The following is an 18,142-nucleotide window of genomic DNA, read 5'->3' on the forward strand; positions in this document are numbered from 1 at the left end:
CATCGTGCCCCTGTTAGGTTATTCTTTTTAAAGCTTTCAAAAGCATTCTTTATTCTTTCTGTGTCTCCCGAAAGTTCGATATGCTGCGCCCCTTTGACTACGAGTAATTCGAATGGAATGGCAGGGGTGGTTTTCTCTGAGTTTGGCGGGCGCGGCACTCCTGTTAATGAGTGTCGGGCGGTTTGGTCCCCACCTGGTCATGATGGGTGTGCTCGTTATACTAAGTGCCAGCGGTATTCTTGATTCCTCCCAGGCGTTAGCCGGTTTCAGTAACAGTGGCCTGATCACCGTCGTGGCAATGTTTGTTGTGGCGGCGGGTATCCATCACTCCGGCGGTGTCGATTTGCTGGTGCATCATTTGTTGAGAAATCCTCGCACGGTACGCAGCGCCCAGGCGCGCATTGCGTTTCCGGTTGCCTTGCTGAGCGGCTTCCTGAACAACACGCCGGTGGTCGCCACCATGATCCCCGCGGTGCATGCCTGGTCCCGAAAGATTGGTATCGCGCCCTCTAAGTTGATGATTCCTCTGAGCTACTCAGCCATTCTTGGGGGCACTCTGACACTGATCGGCACCAGCACCAATCTGGTGGTCAACGGCCAGTATCAGGACCTGACAGGCGAGGAAGGCTTCTCTATATTTTCGATCACGGCAGTGGGGCTGCCCGTGGCGATTATCGGGTTATTCATCATGCTGGTGTTTCTGCCGCGATGGCTGCCGGATCGCAAGGACCAGCAAAAATTTGGCGCCATGCGCGAATTCACCCTGGAGGTGGCGGTCGCACTGGACGGTCCATTGGTGGGCAAGACCGTTGGCGAGGCCGGCCTGAGGGAGCTTGAAAGACTGTATCTGGTGGAGATTGAACGTGACGGCAGCGTCGTTACGGCCGTGCCGTCGGAAGAGCGTCTGCGCGGAGGAGACCGTCTGGTTTTTGCTGGCGACACCCAGGCGATCTCCGATCTGCTGCGTATCAACGGCATTGTGCCATCCGTACACGATGATGAGCCCAGCCTCAGTAAAGATCGGGCTGAGCGGCGATTGGTGGAAGCCGCACTGTCACCACAGTCGGATGTGCTCGGGTTAACCATTCGGGACGCCCGGTTTCGCGACCGTTATGGCGCAGTGGTGTTGGCGGTGGCCCGGGGGGGCGAGCGTGTCTCGGGCAACCTCGGCAATATTCGCCTGAAAACCGGTGATGTGCTGTTACTGGAAGCCCGGCCAGCCTTCGTGAGTCGGCAGCGTTATGCCAAAGATTTTCTATTAATCAACGATCTCGAAACCGAAACACCGCGTCACGACCGGGCCTACTTGTCCTGGGGCATTCTGTTGGTGCTGGTGGCGGCCGCGGCCGGTGGCTTGTTGAGCATGCTCAATGCCGCATTGATGGGCGCAGCGCTGATGATCCTGAGCGGGTGCTGTTCGGTCGGGCAGGCGCAAAAAGCCGTGGACGTGCCAGTGATTCTAACCATTGCCGCCTCATTCGCACTGGGCGCCGCGCTTGAAGCGACCGGTGCCGCGGGTTTTGCAGCCAGGTCCATTCTGCTGCTGAGCGATGGCCATGCGGTGGTGACGTTGTTGCTGGTGTATTTTTCAGTGTCAGTACTGACCGAGGTGGTCACTAATAACGCCGCCGCCGTGTTGGTCCTGCCGGTGGTCTTGTCGATGACGACCGCAATGAATGCGCCGGCGGAGCCCTTCGTGATTGCGGTCATGATGGCGGCGTCCGCCAGTTTTGCGACCCCGTTAGGCTACCAGACCAACATGATGGTGTTCGGCCCAGGCGGTTATCGATTTATGGATTTTATTCGCGTTGGCGTGCCCATGAACCTGGTCATCGGGTCCGTGACAGTGGTTGTGATATCGGTTGTGTACGGTATTCCCTTCGCCTGATCGTGCTTTGGCTGGCTGCAGGGATTGTGGTGTGCCCGCCATCAATTGCCAGTGGCGTACTACTGGGCCAGCACATCACAGCAAAGCACGCGCAGGGCACCTTGCTGGTAATAGGCAAGGGACAACGTCACACACATGTGGGCTCCTGCAATCGACAGGTAGGGACGTGTGACGTGGATGTGATCGGGTTGGGCAAGGGCCTGCTTCAGGTACTGTTGGCGGTACCAGTCGGCACTGACGGTGTTTTCAAGTGGACGAAAGCGCGGGTCGAGTGTGTTGGCAATGGAGCGGGAGATCAGTGTTTTCTCGACCTGAACGCCACTGGCATCAATCAGGTAGCATCGTGATACCGAGTGGTGCCCCAGCAGTTCAACGCAGCTTTGCTCAAGGTTGTTGCCAAACCTGAGTTTGTTGACGGCACTCTGGAAGTAGCTGCTGAAAAAGTCAGTGATCTGTTGGGTTGGGTCCAGTTGGACGCGGCTCCTGCTTTTGTAGTCGGTCAGCAGCTGTTCAAGGTTGGTGCCGACGGTGGTCATCTCCTGCAGCTCAATGCTGGGCCGACTGAAGTAGAACCCCTGCACAAAATCCACACCGGCATCGATGGCAATCATTGCTTGATCTTTCGTTTCAACCCCTTCCAGCAATACCAGGCAGCCAGACTGATGGAGTAGCGAGGCAATACCGTTGAGAATCTGGCGTGCTTTTTTGTCCGCTGTGGCTCGCGTGAGCAACGTTCTGTCAAGCTTGACGATGTCGGGTGAGAGATTCCAGACACGCTCGAAATTGGAATGGCCCGCGCCGAAGTCGTCGATGGCGGTGAGGCAACCGAGCTGCTGGTAGTAAGCGACCGTATCCCGAAGTTGCTGGGAGTCGTCGGTGGGTTGTTCAACAATTTCGACCACAATCCGATGGGGTGGTAAGCCGGTTTGCCTGAGCAACTTGCCAAAAAAGGAGTCACATTGCCGGCCATTGGCGACCACTTTGGGCGAGATGTTCAAGAACAGCCAATTGATCTGGTCGTCCAGCGCCGAATAATTTTTAACATGGAGATAGCGACACAGCCGATCAAGTAATACGTTTTCGGGTTCACTGGTCGGTAACTGAAATAAATGCAGCGGCAGAACGCTGGAATTGTCGTTATCAAAAGCGCGGATGAGTGCTTCGTAGCCAACTACCCGTTTGTGGGAAATACTAAAAATCGGTTGTAAAGCGGTTCTGAGGGTCAGGCCCTGGAAGCTTGCGCTCCAGCCGTGCTCGTGCTCGGTCAACATTGGGCTGAGAAGGTCGAATTCAGGGTCTGCCATTCGATCAGGCAAGTATTTTGACATAGCTCGGCACTGGAAATGTTGGACGAATTCGCCAGATGACCCTGCTGGGGGATGGCTATCCAGCCTGGTTTACACTAAATACAGTGGGGTCGTGGTGGTCGGATTGAATGAACACGACCGGGGTAATGATGCCAAATAACCCGAAATGTTACCAGTGGTTCATGTGTAACTGATTGTAAAGCGCGGGAAAATACGGAAGTGGGTCTTGCTTGCGCTGACCCTGGGGGCGTTGCTTACACGACAAAAAAGACCGAGTCAGAACAGGTCTTTTCGGTCTTTTGGCAATCGACAATCAGTTGTTGCTGGGTACGACGACGCTTTCGTCAAATTCAACTTCCATTTTGCCTCTCCCTAATATGAATTCAATTGAATGGGTGCATGTTCGACCTTTCCACCGAGACCGAGATTCCGTCTACCGGTTAAAGCCGGTGTCACCTTACGTATGCATTCAGTTTATCATTCCGATGAATCCCCTCAATCCGTAATACCCGTATGCGACAAAAGTCAAGCATCAGTTTTTCTGATCATGCTATCCAAAACATTTCGATTGGCATTTTAGTCGATGGTTCATACACTTAATTTTTTACGCACCGTGCAGGCAGCACAGGGAGGAATTCGTCCATGCAGGTACGCAACTCGGTCGATCGTTTCGGCTTTGTAAGCATCAGCCTTCACTGGCTGATAGCGCTTGCCGTGTTTGGCATGTTCGGCCTCGGTTACTACATGGTAGACCTGACTTACTACGACGAGTGGTACCGGTCCGCGCCGCACCTGCACAAAAGCGTCGGGCTGCTGCTGTTTGCCGCCGTGATATTCAGAATCGTTTGGCGCTTGCTGAATGCGCAACCTGCAGCGTTGGCAACGCACAAACGCTGGGAAGTCCTGACGGCCAATCTGATGCACGGGGTGTTGTATGTGCTGATGTTAACGGCCATGGTTAGCGGGTATTTGATTTCCACCGCCGACGGGTCCGCCATTGAACTCTTCAACTGGGGCCAGGTGCCTTCCGTGACCGGGAACGTGAGATTTGTAGAAGAAACCGTGGCCGCCGTGCATTACTGGTCAACGTGGGCGCTCGTGGCACTGGCAACGCTCCATGCGATTGCAGGATTGAAACACCATTTTTTAGATAAAGACGATACGCTCCGGCGAATGTTAGGGCAGGGATAGTCGGGCGTTTACCCAGGTGCGGAGAGCTGCATCATTAGTGCAACCCAAGCCCATGAGGGCTTGTTAAGGAGATGTTTGAATGAAGAAGCAACTGTTAGCCTCGGTTTTGTCGATCGCGATGATTGGCGCAGTACAGGCCACCGAACACAGCGGTACCTACGACTTTGATACCAAGGGACAACACCAGTTTGTGACCTTTAAAATATCGCATCTGGGATATAGCTGGCTGTATGGTCGTTTCAACAGTTTTGATGGTCAGTTTGTCTATGATGAGGCAAACCCTGGGAACAGTTCAGTGAAGGTCACGATCGATACCTCTACGGTTGACTCCAATCATGGCGAACGTGACAAGCATTTGCGCAGTGAAGATTTTCTTTATGTCAGCGAATTTCCGCAGGCGACCTTCACGAGCACACAAGTAAACCTGGCGGACAGTGACGAAGCTACCATTGTCGGTGATCTGACGCTTCGCGGTGTGACCAAGGAAGTGACTCTGGACGTTGACATGATCGGTCACGGTGCGGACCCATGGGGCGGCTACCGGATGGGCTTTGAAGCTGGAACCGAGCTTAAACTGGCCGACTTCGGTATACCGACGGAGCTCGGTAAGGCGTCAGAAACCGTAGAAATTATCATTTCGGTGGAAGGTGTGCGGCAGTAAGTCATTGCCGGTTTGGAAATGGTGGTCGGGCAGCGAGTAGCGCTGCCCGACCAAGTTGTGGATCCACGGGTGTTGCCTAAAGCCAGCAGCCACGGATACATGCCTTCGACGGGGCTCCCTGTGGGGGGGGCGATGTTGGGAAGGAGCCCGGCAGGCCAGGCAAGTCGTTTCCAGCTCAGACTCGGAAGCGACCTGTTTGTGTCTTCAGTTCGCTGGCGTAATCAGCAAGCAAATCGCTAATTCGGTCAATATCGCCCGACCGCTTGGCGCTGTCTGTGGCGAGGTCGTTGATATCGGTAATACTTCGATTGATCTCGTCGACGACCTGAGTCTGTTCTTCCGTGGCCGATGCAACACTGGTGTTAATGTCACTGATGTGGGTTATAGCCTCAGTGATAGCGACCAGCTCCACCTCGGCCTGGGCTGATAACTTTTCAGTTTCCTCGGCTTCTGTACTACCTGTTTCCATCACCGACACAATCTCGGCCACGCCCGTTTGCAAAGTGGTGATCATGGTTTGGATATCTGCTGTCGATTTCTGGGTGCGCTGTGCCAGCGTTCTGACTTCGTCCGCAACAACGGCAAAACCCCGGCCCTGCTCTCCGGCTCTCGCGGCTTCAATGGCGGCATTCAATGCCAGCAAGTTAGTTTGTTCTGCAATCCCCCTAATCACATCAAGCACTTGAGTAATATTCTGAGAGTCATCGGACAACCGGCGGATGACCGTTACGGCCGTGGCGATCTGGCCTGCCAACCGCCTGACCTGTTCAGACGAATTGCGTATGATTTTGCCCCCGTTGTCGCCGTTATCCTGGGCTGTCCTTGCGATCTCTGCCGCCCTGGAGGCGTTTCCGGCCACTTCTTCAATAGCGCTTTGCATTTCGTTGATGGCGGTTGCAACCATTGAGATCGAGTCGGTCTGGCGCTCAACGCCCTTATTGTTGTCTTTAGCGGCTGTCTCCAGATTTTGTGCACCCTCACCTAACTTATCGCTTAATTGCTGTATGGATGCGATCATGTTCTGAAGGTTCGCCAGAACACGATTGAAGCTGCTGGCGAGCTTGCCCAGGTCATCGTCGTTCTCAACGGGGACCCGCTTGTTCAAGTCGCCTTCACCTTCCGCGATATTGTCCAGTTGCCGACGAATGGTGTTTATTGAACCAATGATCAACTTAAGGAAGACAGTAAACAGTACAATGCTGGCGAGGACTGCAATGGCAGTGATAACCAGGGTGATGATTCCGCTGCGCTGACCTTCAGTGGAGGCCTGTCGTGCTGTCTCTGCCGCCTCACTGTCAGCCAGCCCGCCGACGCGGTCGTAATAGTCCCTGAGGGTGGAAAAGGCCGCGCTGGAGTCACCATTGAGCAACTCGCTGGCGCTATCACTCTGGCCGTCACGGGCCAGTTGCATTGAAGTGGTTGCGAGCTTTTTCCAGGCAGAGTACGCCGCATCGAACCCGTCCAGTTCTTGCGAGACCTTGGTGCCTTTCAGCAGACCCTCTGCCTTGTTCATCCGGTCCAACGCCTGTTGCGAGTTTTCTTCGAAATCGTTGGTCAGGGATTGCCCGTCCGCGTTGTTGGCCATTGCTGTAATGAAGGCCATCTGGGCAACCAGCGCCTGATAGAGGTCTCGGTCGGCATTCAGCACGGCGCTTGACGCGGGCAGAAATCGATCCGCAACCGCATCGGTATTGGAGATCAGGTTGTTAGAGGTGTAGGTGCTGAACAGGCCTATAAGGATAAGAGCGGATGCTGAAATGGCGAAGGGTAGGGCAATTTTTGTTCTGAGTCCGAGCGATGGTGTAAGCGCCATGAGTGCTTTCCTAAACTACCAAGTAGGATCGTGAACAAAATAATAGCATGTGCGGAACCAAAGTCACGTTGGTGAACACGCAGGATCGTTCATGGCGATTGTATCGGCGAAATCAGGGGGAACTGTTCGGCTCGGCGTTCGGGTGTTCGGGCCGGCAGGACTTGCACAGGTGGCGCTGGCGCCAGAACTGAGCGGTAAAAATAACCAGCCAGATCAGCAGCCCAGCCCATAAGTAGGGTGCGGGCATTTGAAACCTGCCACTGATCGCGAACTCCACGAGCAACATAAGTACCAGTGCAAGCACTGCATTGACCATTGCAGTTACCATGGCTTGCCCGCAGGCTTTCAGGTTGCGTTTCATAGGACTCCGCTGATTCTGAAGTGGAAAACGGTCATCTACAGTTGGTGTCAGCATACGGCTAGGGTTACCGTCTCTCCATGCGGGAATTCCGCTATTTAAAAGACAGGGCGGGAAGCGCCGGATAAGTCTGTTGGCAATTCGGCGAGCCTTGAGGGCCTGGATTTCTGGGTTTTGCGTTATCAATGTGGGGCCGCTCGCCGGTAATGGCCCGTCTTGAAAACAGACGGTTGTTGCCAGGTTGCGAAACGTTGACCGGGGCGGGCCGGCATCACCAACAGACTTATTCTGAGGTTCCTGGGTAAGAGATTGGTGTCCAGCGCCTTGGCTCCATATAATGAGCACCCTGAAAGGTTACCGGCGGGTAGCAAACAGAACTCACAACAGAAAATAAGAGGCCCACATGGCAGAGTTTCAGACAACGGATGAAGGGTTTGAACGGGTTGCGCTGAGAGATTACACGGAAAAGGCGTACCTTGATTACTCGATGTACGTCATCCTTGATCGGGCACTTCCCAATGTGGGCGACGGGCTGAAACCGGTCCAGCGGCGCATCGTTTACGCCATGTCGGAGCTGGGTCTGAAGTCGACGTCCAAATATAAAAAGTCCGCTCGAACAGTGGGCGATGTGCTCGGTAAATTCCATCCGCACGGCGATAGTGCCTGCTATGAAGCCATGGTGTTGATGGCGCAGCCGTTCTCCTATCGTTACCCACTGGTGGATGGCCAGGGCAACTGGGGCTCACCCGATGATCCCAAGTCGTTTGCGGCCATGCGTTACACCGAGTCAAGGTTGGCGCGGTTTGCCGATGCGCTGCTCAGTGAGTTGGGGCAGGGCACCGTGGATTGGGTGCCAAACTTCGATGGCACCATGGATGAGCCCTCTACATTGCCCGCGCGCCTTCCTCACGTGCTGTTGAATGGCACCACGGGTATCGCGGTGGGCATGGCGACGGACATTCCACCTCACAACGTACGAGAGGTCACAACCGCGTGTATACGGTTGTTGGAGGTGCCCAACACCACCGTTGAGCAGCTATGCGAACACATCAAGGGACCGGATTTCCCGACCAGCGCTGAAATCATTACGCCGCGCAAAGACTTGCTGCAAATGTACGAGACCGGTCGGGGGTCGTTGCGGATGCGCGCCCGCTGGGTTAACGAAGGCGGTGAGATTGTCGTGACCGATCTGCCCCATCAGGTATCCGGCAATCGGGTTCTGGAACAAATCGCCCAGCAGATGCAGGCCAAAAAACTCCCCATGGTCGGTGACCTTCGAGACGAGTCTGATCATGAAAACCCCACACGGTTGGTTATTATTCCGCGATCGAACCGGGTTGACCTCGATGGCCTGATGACGCATTTGTTTGCCAGCACGGACCTGGAAAAAACCTATCGGGTCAATATTAACGTCATCGGCAATGATGGCCGGCCGGCAGTGAAGGGTCTGCATACCATCCTGACCGAGTGGTTGAGTTATCGTCGTACCACGGTGACCCGCCGACTGCAGTTCCGGCTCGATAAAATTCTGGCCCGGCTGCATTTGCTGGAAGGCTTGTTGATTGCCTATCTCAACATTGACGAAGTCATTGAGATCATCCGCACCGAGGACAAGCCCAAGGCCGAATTAATGGCGCGGTTTGGGCTGTCGCCAGACCAGGCCGAGGCCATTCTTGAGTTAAAGCTGCGCCATCTCGCCAAACTGGAAGAAATGAAAATTCGCGGCGAGCAGGATGAATTGGCCGCCGAGCGTGACGAACTGCAATCCATTCTGGGCTCTGATCAGCGCCTGATAGCGCTGATCAAATCCGAGCTTGAGGCCGATGCAGAGACTTATGGCGATGACCGCCGCTCACCCATTGTGGAACGTGAAGAAGCCAAAGCATTCAGCGAACTTGATTTGGTGTCTAATGATCCGGTGACCGTGGTGTTGTCGGACAAAGGCTGGGTCAGGGCTGCAAAGGGCCATGATATTGAGCCCGAGGGACTGAGCTACAAGTCCGGCGACCGTTTTGCGATGGCGGCGCGTGGCCGCAACAACCAGCAGGCCATTTTCCTCGATTCAACCGGTCGGGCCTATTCCATGCTCGCCCATACGTTGCCTTCGGCGCGGGGCCAGGGCGAGCCGCTGACGGGCCGCATAAACCCCCAGTCGGGGGCGACCTTTGCCGGGCTACTGATGGGCGAGCCTGCTGAAAAAGTGTTGTTGGTGACCGATGGAGGCTATGGTTTTGTTACCGCTATCGAGGAAATGATCAGCAAGAATCGTAACGGCAAGACGCTGGTCAACGTGCCGAAAGGTGCTCGCATCATGGCGCCGATAATGGTGCCACGGAGCGACGACCTCTTGTATCTGGCGGCCATTTCCAATGAAGGCCGGATGCTGGTCTTCCCGCTCAGCGAGTTGCCTGAACTGGCCAAAGGCAAGGGCAACAAAATCATCAGCATTCCGTCGGCGCGAGTACAGAATCGCGAGGAGTATGTGGTCTCGGTGGCGGTCTTCGGCCAGTCGGATCAACTCCAGATTCGAGCGGGTAAGCGCAAGATGAACCTGCACTTCGGTGACCTCGAGCATTACCTGGGGGAGCGGGGCCGTCGTGGGCATAAATTGCCGCGCGGGCTTCAGCGGGTGGACGGCATTGATGTAGTGAGTGCCGCAACACCGGAAGTCTACGAGGAGTACAAAGACAGTGAGTGAACTGGTCCTGATGAACGTGTCCGGCCGGGATAAGCCCGGTCTGACGTCGGAGATTACCGGTATTATGGGGCGCTTTGACGTTCGGATTCTGGATATTGGGCAAGCGGTTATTCACGACCACCTGACCTGGGGCATTTTGGCTGAAATCCCGGATGAGTCGCAGGCGTCACTGGTGATCCGGGAACTGTTGTTTCGTCTGCACGCGCTCGATCTGCAGGTCCGGTTTGCCCCTATTACCGAGGCAGAGTACCAACAGTGGGCGGCGGGTCGAAACCGTGCCTGCTACATCGTGACGTTGCTGTCCCGTGATATCAAAGCAGAGCAAATAGCCCGGGTCTCTGCGATCACCGCGCGTCATGGCCTGAACATCGACAACATTACCCGGCTGTCGGCGCGGCCTTCCCTGACGGCTTCCGACAATCGTATCGCCTGTATCGAATTTTCAGTGCGCGGCTCACCCGCCGATCCGGAGCAATTGCGCTCTGATTTCCTGCACATTGCCGGGGAAATGAACGTCGATATCGCATTTCAGGAGGACTCCATTTTCCGCCGTAACCGTCGGTTAGTGGTGTTTGATATGGACTCGACCCTGATCGAGGCGGAAGTTATAGACGAGCTGGCCCGGGAAGCGGGCGTTGGCGATCAGGTCGCTGAAATTACCGAGCGGGCGATGCAGGGGGAGTTGGACTTCGGTCAAAGCTTTGCCGAACGTCTGGCCTTGCTGAAGGGACTGGATGAATCCGTGCTGGAGTCTATTGCGGAGCGCCTGAAGCTGACCGAGGGTGCGGAGGACTTGGTGCGTCGCTTGAAATCACTGGGCTATCGCACTGCCATTCTGTCGGGTGGATTTATGTATTTTGCCAAGCATCTCCAGCAAGTGCTGGGCATCGATTATGTCTACGCCAATGAGTTGGAGATCGAGCACGGCAAAGTCACCGGGCGCGTTTCGGGTCGGATTGTGGACGGTCAGCGCAAAGCGGAGTTACTCAAGGAGATAGCCGCTCGCGAGAATGTCTCGCGCGAGCAGGTAATCGCCGTTGGGGATGGTGCAAATGACCTTCCCATGCTCAGCCAGGCGGGACTTGGCGTTGCGTTTCGTGCCAAGCCCGTGGTTAAAGAATCCGCTCGCCACTCCATTTCAACGCTGGGGCTGGATGCGATTCTGTACCTGATTGGCTTTCGGGAAAGCGATACTCACTGATCGCCAAAGTCGTAATTCATCTCTGGTACGGGCGCCTGCAGATAGTAGCCTTGAATGTAATTGACCCCGGCCTGCCACAGCGTCGCTAGTACGGCGGCGTTTTCAACCAGCGGGATAATGGTGAGTTTGCCGGTGCTTTGCAGCGATTTCACCATTTCCTTGATTCGCTCTTTCGCGTCTTCGTTTTTCTGGATTTCCTCCGTGAACGAGCCGTCAATTTTCACGTAATCCACGTCGACGTGCTTCAGTGTATTAAACGGATTCAAGGCACAGCCGAACTGGCAAATTGACACTTTGCAGTGAAGCTCGTGCAATGAGCGCGAGAATTCCTTGGCCTGCTTGGTGTAGCTGTTGGCATCACCTTCACGAATCTGGAAAATCAGCGAATCACCCGGTAACCGGGCCGCTTTGAGCGCCACGCTCAGCCACGAGGTGAAGGTTTTATCCTGCACCGTCTCACCCGTGACGTTGAGAAATAGCCGTGAGTCATGCCCCTTTGAGCGATGTCCTGCCAGTTGTTTTATGGTCTGCAGAATGACCCAGCGATCAATTTTGCTGGCCATGTCTGAGGGCCCCATGGGCGGCAAGAAATCGTATGGCGAGACATCTTCGTTGTCTTTGTCCAACATGCGCACCAGAGCTTCGTAGTGTTCCTCGCCTTCACCACGCAAGTTGATGATGGGCTGGAATAATAGGCGGAAGCGGTTTTCATCCAGTGCTTTTTGAATCGCTTCGATGGAGTTGTCGTCGTCCAGACTCTCAAATTGAGCCGGATTGTATACCACCACCCCGTTGCCGGCGTTATGGCCTTCCAGTTTTCTCACTTCGGCTGAAGCCGTATACGCACGACTCATCAAGTCAGAGCCCTTGGGGCTGTTTTCAGTAATCGCCGCCACACCGATGCTGACCGTTAATTGCACGGTGCGTTCGCTGACATCAAACAGATGGTCTTCCACTTTTTTACGAATGTTCTCGCAGACGTCCGCTAAGCGCTTTTCTTCGCAAGGCTGCGCAAGAATGCAAAAGGCATCATCGCTGAGACGAGCCAGGGTCATTTGCTCGTCAACCTGGTCCCGAAGTATGGCAGCGAGGTCGCCCAGTACAAGATCCGCGCCGGCAATGCCTGCCTGGCTCTTCATCGCCATGAACTCATCCAGAGCAATGTAGGCCAGAGCGCCGTCCTGATGTTTTTCGCCAACCGTGACAATGGCCTTGCTGAGTGCGTCCATCAGATGCTGCCGGTTATACAGTCCGGTCAGAAGATCCTGACTGCTGATCTTGCGCAGTTTCTCTTCCAGCTCGGCGTCGTTCTGTTCCGGTTGAATCACAATCTGAGTGCAGGGTTCACCGTCGTAAGTCGCGGAGGACGCGCTCATTTTAATGCGTATTTCGGTGTCGTCACTGCGCCGGGCCACACCATTCATGAAGACCCCATCGGTCTGGGATTCGGCGAAGGACTTCATGAAGTCTTTATAGGGAACCTGGCTCTCACTGGCGAGCGTATCCAGCAAGGGGATGCAGATCAAGTCGTCAATGTCGTCGTAGCCGAGAAAATCCATATAGGACTGGTTTGCATAAATATGCATGCCATCGTTGATATACGCGATGGCGTCTTTTGAGCTTTCCAGCAACAGCTGGCAGCGTTGCTCAGCTTCTCGCAGATGTGACTCCAACGTTCGGCGCTTGCGACGTTCATCCAGCGCAGCCAGTTCGCGTTTGGCCGTCAGAATCACCAGGTCGCTGTACCCGAATGGCACCGTGTCCTGCGCCCCCGCCTTCATGAAAGCCACCGTGCGGTCTCGACCGAAGTCTTCGGTCAGCAGAATAAAGGGTATATCTTTATCGAGTCGACGGATCATTCCGAGTGCATCTTCGGGTTTGAATTCTTGCTCGACGTCACGGGCCAGCAATAAATCCCAGTTGCTGGTTTTTATTGCTTCCTCAAGATCTTCTTGAGAGGTTACCCGGTGCGCTCGAGTGGCATGCCCGGCATTTCGAAGGAGGCTGATCAGGGTTTCGGCGTCGTTTTGGGACGGGTCCAGTATCAGCAGGTGAACCGTTGCGTTTTTTTTCTGCATTCCAGGGAGGTCTCTCGCAATACGCTGTTCGTTGTTATGAGAGTGAATCGGCCGCAAAACAGAGGACAGCCGTGTGCTCTTTCACAGTGGGTGAATGATGCAGGGGATAATGTTCAATAACAACCCTAAAGGCAGTGCTACCGCGCCATCTTGTGTGAAGGTCGGCCAAATTTTAGCTTCGTTGCGGCATCACAGCGATGGCCAGAGCGAATCAAATTCGTCCTCGCTCGCGCTGCCAGACGATTGGGGCACGTGGCTGGAAGCGGTATTCAAACCCTGATTCTGAAGCTTTAGCTCAAACTGACTGATGCTGCCGGTGGCGGAGACACGACTGGAGAGTTGCCCCTGGTCCTCTCGTCCATCGTGCAGCATGGTGATGCGGCTGCCAGTCTGGAAGGGTAGCCGGGGTGTAATCAGGGACGCGGACTGATTGACAGCACTGATTTCCGGCAGCAGCAAACCGCGTAAATATTCGCTGCTGTTACCCACTTTCTGGATAAGGCGGATGCCACAGGGTGAGGCGCTGGGGGCCAATAGCTCAACGCCCACCTGCGTGCCCTGGTTTCGTGCCTGGCGAATCCAGCGTACAACCGCCACGCTCCAGGGGTGCGAGGATTGCTCCCGCACGCCCAATACCTCACCTGCCTGCAACGCCGGAGGCACCTCCGACTCCCAGCCAACGCAATAGCCTCCGGGGCTGGTGTTGATCAGCAGCGTCTGATAGGACTTTGGCTGGTGCTTGTCCGGCAGGCCGTTCTCCGCAGAGCCTCCGCTACCTCGAAATGTGATCGGCACGTCGGCTGACGTCATGGCATCCTCAATGGGCGCTGCATCCGCGACCCCGGCCCAGGGATCGTTTTTGCGACGGGAGCTGCTGAGAAATTGATTCGTGTCATCCTCGTCACGCTGCAAGTCATTGCCCGCAACGAACTGATTGAAGCTTTTATTGCCGGCGATAAAGTAGTGGGCGGCGGTGAGGCCCACACAGATTTCAAGACGACCTTGACTGGTAATACGGTTGAAGTTGCGTTTGGTCAGAATGCCCAGTGCTTGAGACAGGTGTGTCAGTAGGGTGTCAGTAACCGCCGCGGGCAGGGCAATTCGGGCTTCATGCTCTGGCTGCCTGCGTTCGGTCCGGGCATGCAGGTACTCAGAGATGCGCTCGGACAATTCTGTGGTATCGAAACCAAAACAGTCACTGTTGGGCTCTTGCTGCAGCAGGCTTCGATAAATCGGCGCTGAATCCCGCTCCATGTTGATTACGAACAGCGCGGACTCGGACAACGTGGGTTGGCACACGACCAGGTCTGTCCAGACCTCAAACAATTCGTACGCCTGCATGAGCTCGTTTTGTCGAAGCTGGTTGGGGCGTGCGCAACCCAACAGCAGCACTCGCTTGTAGGCATCGCCGACCAGGCTGCTCTTGCGGTGGCTCAGCATGTTGTCATCGACGGGCATGTCGACCAGCTTGTTAAGGTGAGCAAAGCGGTATATGTGGTGGCATTCCAACCAGCTTCTCGCAGGGCTTGGGCAGTAAAGCTGGTGCGCTCGCACAATCGTTGCGCCAAGATCCGACAGGGCCCGGTGACAACTGAGTGCAAGCGATTTCCGGTTTCTGTCAATGTTGCCCGCATCAACGAGTTCCTGGATGCAGGTTTTGTAACCGCTGGCCAGGTGAAGCTGAAGTGCCTGGGACAGATTGGCGATTTTGCGCTGCTTGTCGGGCAGGGCGATGGCCATACCCAGGTAATGACGCGCCAGCTCGCCACAGACGAAGTGAATTTTAGGCCGTATGAGTTCGAGCAGCTGTATGCGCTGGGCAGGAGCGATGATTAACTGATTCAGCTCGATAATGGCATGGTAAAGCTGTTTCGAGGCTTCCCCCATATTGGCCATGGGCAAATGACTGGCCCATTCTCTGAATCCCTTCGACGAGGTTTCGCAGAACGACAGGCTGCCAATTTTCTGTTCTGGTACGGTCAGGTCGGGTTTCAGAGTCATGCCTTCCATTCAAGTGTATGCCGGTAACTGGGCTGGCGAATACGCCATTGGATTTTCAACGTTCGCCCTTGAAGCCGCTTCATAACGTTGTGGTCCTGTTCGCAACGATTGGAAAGCGCCTGAATTACAGATTTTTATGGTCAACGTTCATGAACTGTAAAGTAGCAAAGCGCTGACAGAAAGCCAGCACCCTTCAAGTTGACAATCTTTCACAAACTTGAAACATATTGCCTTGAATATTGAGTTAATTTATGGCTCTAGCCGTCGATATACAAGTCCAATGGTGTTTTTGCTGCTCTACCCGGGACTTCTCGCACCAGTCTGGGCACCAGGAAGCCGGGTAGCGTGGCCAGCAAGTCTCTCACCAGGGCCCGCGCCTGGTTGTCACTGACGTCAAAATGGTGCGCCCCTTCAACGGGGTCAAACGCGTGCAGATAGTAAGGTAGCACGCCCGCGTCGAACAGCGCTTCGCTGAGATTCGCGAGCACCTGACTGGAATCGTTGACGCCCTTTAAAACGACACTCTGGTTCAGCAGTGTAGCGCCTGAGGCGCGGAGTCTGGCCAGTGCCTGCCGAACCGATGCGTCAATTTCATTGGCATGGTTAATGTGTAAAACGACCACTTTCTGCAACGGGCTGGCTGACAGCCAGCTTATCAATGAATCATTCACTCGCTGTGGAATCACGACCGGTAATCGGGTGTGGATGCGCAGTCGTTTAATGTGCGGGATGGCGGCCATATCGTTAGCCCAGCGGGCAAGCAGTCGGTCATTGGCGACCAGTGGATCGCCACCGCTGAAAATAACCTCGTTGATTTCAGGTGCGGCGGTCAGTGATTCAATGACCTGATCTCGATCCTGCGGGGACAGCCGGTGATCGTCATACGGGAAATGGCGACGAAAACAGTATCGGCAGTTGATGGCGCATTGGCCCGTTACCATCAATAACGCTCTGCTACGGTATTTCTGTATCAACCCAGGGCTGGCGGATGCGATTTTTTCCTGTAGCGGGTCGCGAACGAAACCGGATACGGTCGCCCCTTCCTCCGCCAGTGGCAGGACCTGCCGTAGCAAGGGATCCTGAGCGTTGCCGTACTCGATTCGCTGGAGATAAGGTTGTGGGACGCGAATTGGAAATAAAACGTGGCCAGTAGTGGCGCCAGGCAGCCACTGGTCTGGGTCCAGGCCCAACTGTGTCAGCAAAGCCCGAGGCTCTGTCAGGGAGTTTGCAAGGAGTTGTTGCCAACTCTGTTGGGTGATATCTGACTGGTGGGCTTCTACCAGAGTGGGGGTTCGCTGTATCATAACGGGCTTTCGACTCTCAACAGCGTCATTTCAGGTGATATTTTCATGGCTTCATATTCTACCAATGAATTCCGCAGCGGTCTTAAGGTTTTACTGGACGGTGACCCTTGCGCCATTCTGGAAAACGAATTTGTTAAACCTGGCAAGGGTCAGGCGTTCAATCGGGTTAAATTGCGCAACCTGATGTCCAACCGGGTCTGGGAGCGCACCTTTAAGTCAGGTGACTCGCTTGAGGCAGCGGATGTTCTTGATCAGGAAATGGAATACCTCTACACCGACGGTGAGTTTTGGCATTTCATGTTAACCGACGGTTCTTTTGAGCAGTACCCGGCGGACGCAAAAGCGGTCAGCGATGTCTTGAAGTGGCTCAAAGAACAGGATGTTTACACCGTGACTTTGTACAACGGTGCCCCATTGTCCGTGACACCGCCCAATTTTGTCGAACTTGAAGTCGTCGATACGGACCCAGGTATGAAGGGCGATACGGCGCAGGGTGGCACCAAGCCCGCAACGTTGTCCACCGGTGCCGTGGTCAACGTGCCGCTGTTTATCACCATTGGTGAGGTACTAAAGGTCGACACCCGCAGCGGCGAATACGTGAACCGCGTCAAAAGCTGAGGCTGCGGTTTGTTCGATAAGCCGGCAGCTGGCTGGCGCCCGTCAGCCTCATTGAATGCGCTTGAAAGCCGTGCACAACAGCTACACTTTGTGCGCGACTTTTTTGCTGCTCGCAAGGTACTTGAGGTTGAGACGCCGGTGCTGGCTGGACACGGTGTGAGTGACCTCAACATCGACAGCGTAAAAGCATGTGTGGCCGCAACTCCGGGACATTCGGATCTGGAGGCCTGGCTTCAAACCTCCCCTGAATATCATATGAAGCGACTATTGGCCGCTGGCGCAGGTGCTATTTACCAGATATCGCGGGCGTTTCGCGACGGTGAGCGAGGCTCTCGTCACAACCCCGAATTCTCCTTGCTGGAATGGTATCGTCCTGGTTTTGATGATCAGCAACTGATGCAGGAAGTTGGTGAGCTGGTGTGTGACTGGTTGCAATTGCCGAATCCACAACGGCTCTGCTACCGCGATGCCTTGATCAAGTTTGTCGGTCTGGACCCGTTTGAGGCTACGCAACAGTGTCTTGCTTCCCGTTGTGAGGCCTGGGTGGGTGCCGATCTCGCGCATACGCTTGAGCGCGATGCGTGTCTTGATATTTTGATGAGTCATGAAGTCGAACCGGCATTGCGAAGCGAGCCACCCACTTTCATTACTCATTACCCTGCCAGTCAGGCGGCGTTGGCGAAAACGTCACGGATTGAAGGGCTTGAGGTCGCCCATCGTTTCGAGCTTTATGTGGAGGGGGTCGAACTGTGCAACGGGTATTGGGAATTGACCGATGCGACGGAGCAGCGGCGACGGTTTGAGCAGGATAATCAACGCCGAGCGGATGCAGGCAAACCCATAATGCCCCCCGACGAGCGCTTTCTGTCGGCCATTGACGCAGGATTGCCCGACTGCTCGGGCGTTGCCCTGGGCCTGGACAGATTGCTGATGCTTAAGCTGGGCACGGGTTCGATCGACGATGTGATTGCGTTTCCGATCGAGCGAGCCTAGTGTGCCCTCAAAACGTGCCCCGGTCAGCCTG

The 18,142-nt window shown here is 55.0% G+C and carries 13 protein-coding genes; 7 read left to right on the forward strand and 6 right to left on the reverse strand.

What is annotated here, in order from left to right; translation table 11 throughout:
• Positions 1-112 precede the first annotated feature (112 nt).
• Positions 113-1,888 (forward strand): SLC13 family permease, encoded by a 1,776-nt coding sequence (locus GRX64_RS04780; protein WP_166264185.1) that lies wholly within the window; start codon positions 113-115, stop codon positions 1,886-1,888.
• Between the two features lie 59 nt (positions 1,889-1,947).
• On the opposite strand, the gene GRX64_RS04785 is transcribed toward GRX64_RS04780, so the two are convergent.
• The gene (locus GRX64_RS04785; RefSeq protein WP_166264187.1) at positions 1,948-3,216 is read right to left on the reverse strand and encodes an EAL domain-containing protein; all 1,269 of its coding nucleotides are present in this window, start codon (positions 3,214-3,216) and stop codon (positions 1,948-1,950) included.
• Positions 3,217-3,837: 621 nt separating this feature from the next.
• On the opposite strand from GRX64_RS04785, the gene GRX64_RS04790 reads away from it, so the two are divergent.
• Positions 3,838-4,386: a cytochrome b gene (locus GRX64_RS04790; protein ID WP_166264189.1), complete on the forward strand. Its 549-nt coding sequence runs from the start codon at positions 3,838-3,840 to the stop codon at positions 4,384-4,386.
• Positions 4,387-4,465: 79 nt separating this feature from the next.
• Positions 4,466-5,047 (forward strand): YceI family protein, encoded by a 582-nt coding sequence (locus GRX64_RS04795; RefSeq protein WP_166264191.1) that lies wholly within the window; start codon positions 4,466-4,468, stop codon positions 5,045-5,047.
• A 175-nt stretch (positions 5,048-5,222) separates the two neighbouring features.
• On the opposite strand, the gene GRX64_RS04800 is transcribed toward GRX64_RS04795, so the two are convergent.
• Complete coding sequence (locus GRX64_RS04800; RefSeq protein WP_166264193.1) at positions 5,223-6,860, reverse strand: methyl-accepting chemotaxis protein; 1,638 nt, start codon at positions 6,858-6,860, stop codon at positions 5,223-5,225.
• 112 nt (positions 6,861-6,972) lie between these two features.
• Positions 6,973-7,221: a hypothetical protein gene (locus tag GRX64_RS04805; protein ID WP_166264195.1), complete on the reverse strand. Its 249-nt coding sequence runs from the start codon at positions 7,219-7,221 to the stop codon at positions 6,973-6,975.
• A 400-nt stretch (positions 7,222-7,621) separates the two neighbouring features.
• Here GRX64_RS04805 and parC point away from each other — a divergent pair, with 400 nt between their 5' ends.
• Both parC and serB read left to right on the forward strand, forming a co-directional pair.
• Positions 7,622-9,916, forward strand: coding sequence for a DNA topoisomerase IV subunit A (gene parC / locus GRX64_RS04810; protein WP_166264197.1), 2,295 nt, complete (start codon positions 7,622-7,624; stop codon positions 9,914-9,916).
• Positions 9,909-11,117 carry a phosphoserine phosphatase SerB gene (serB, locus tag GRX64_RS04815; RefSeq protein ID WP_166264199.1) on the forward strand — a complete coding sequence of 403 codons (1,209 nt, stop codon included), beginning with the start codon at positions 9,909-9,911 and terminating at the stop codon, positions 11,115-11,117. Before parC ends, serB begins: the two co-directional genes overlap by 8 nt.
• Here the strand turns inward: serB and GRX64_RS04820 are convergent.
• From GRX64_RS04820 to epmB, 3 genes are all read right to left on the reverse strand, one after another.
• A complete protein-coding gene (locus tag GRX64_RS04820) occupies positions 11,111-13,195 on the reverse strand; it encodes an EAL domain-containing response regulator (RefSeq protein WP_166264201.1) in 2,085 nt (694 codons plus the stop codon). The two genes, serB and GRX64_RS04820, sit on opposite strands and share 7 nt — an antisense overlap.
• 189 nt (positions 13,196-13,384) lie before the next feature.
• A complete protein-coding gene (locus GRX64_RS04825) occupies positions 13,385-15,205 on the reverse strand; it encodes a GTPase (RefSeq protein WP_166264203.1) in 1,821 nt (606 codons plus the stop codon).
• Positions 15,206-15,453: 248 nt separating this feature from the next.
• Complete coding sequence (epmB, locus tag GRX64_RS04830) at positions 15,454-16,500, reverse strand: EF-P beta-lysylation protein EpmB (protein WP_166264205.1); 1,047 nt, start codon at positions 16,498-16,500, stop codon at positions 15,454-15,456.
• A 45-nt stretch (positions 16,501-16,545) separates the two neighbouring features.
• Between epmB and efp the strand changes: the two genes are divergently transcribed.
• Both efp and epmA read left to right on the forward strand, forming a co-directional pair.
• Positions 16,546-17,118 (forward strand): elongation factor P, encoded by a 573-nt coding sequence (gene efp / locus GRX64_RS04835; RefSeq protein WP_166264207.1) that lies wholly within the window; start codon positions 16,546-16,548, stop codon positions 17,116-17,118.
• 9 nt (positions 17,119-17,127) lie between these two features.
• The gene (gene epmA / locus GRX64_RS04840) at positions 17,128-18,111 is read left to right on the forward strand and encodes an EF-P lysine aminoacylase EpmA (RefSeq protein WP_166264209.1); all 984 of its coding nucleotides are present in this window, start codon (positions 17,128-17,130) and stop codon (positions 18,109-18,111) included.
• Positions 18,112-18,142 lie beyond the last annotated feature (31 nt).

This window comes from Marinobacter caseinilyticus, from assembly GCF_011074955.1.
In the GTDB taxonomy this organism is placed as follows: domain Bacteria; phylum Pseudomonadota; class Gammaproteobacteria; order Pseudomonadales; family Oleiphilaceae; genus Marinobacter; species Marinobacter caseinilyticus.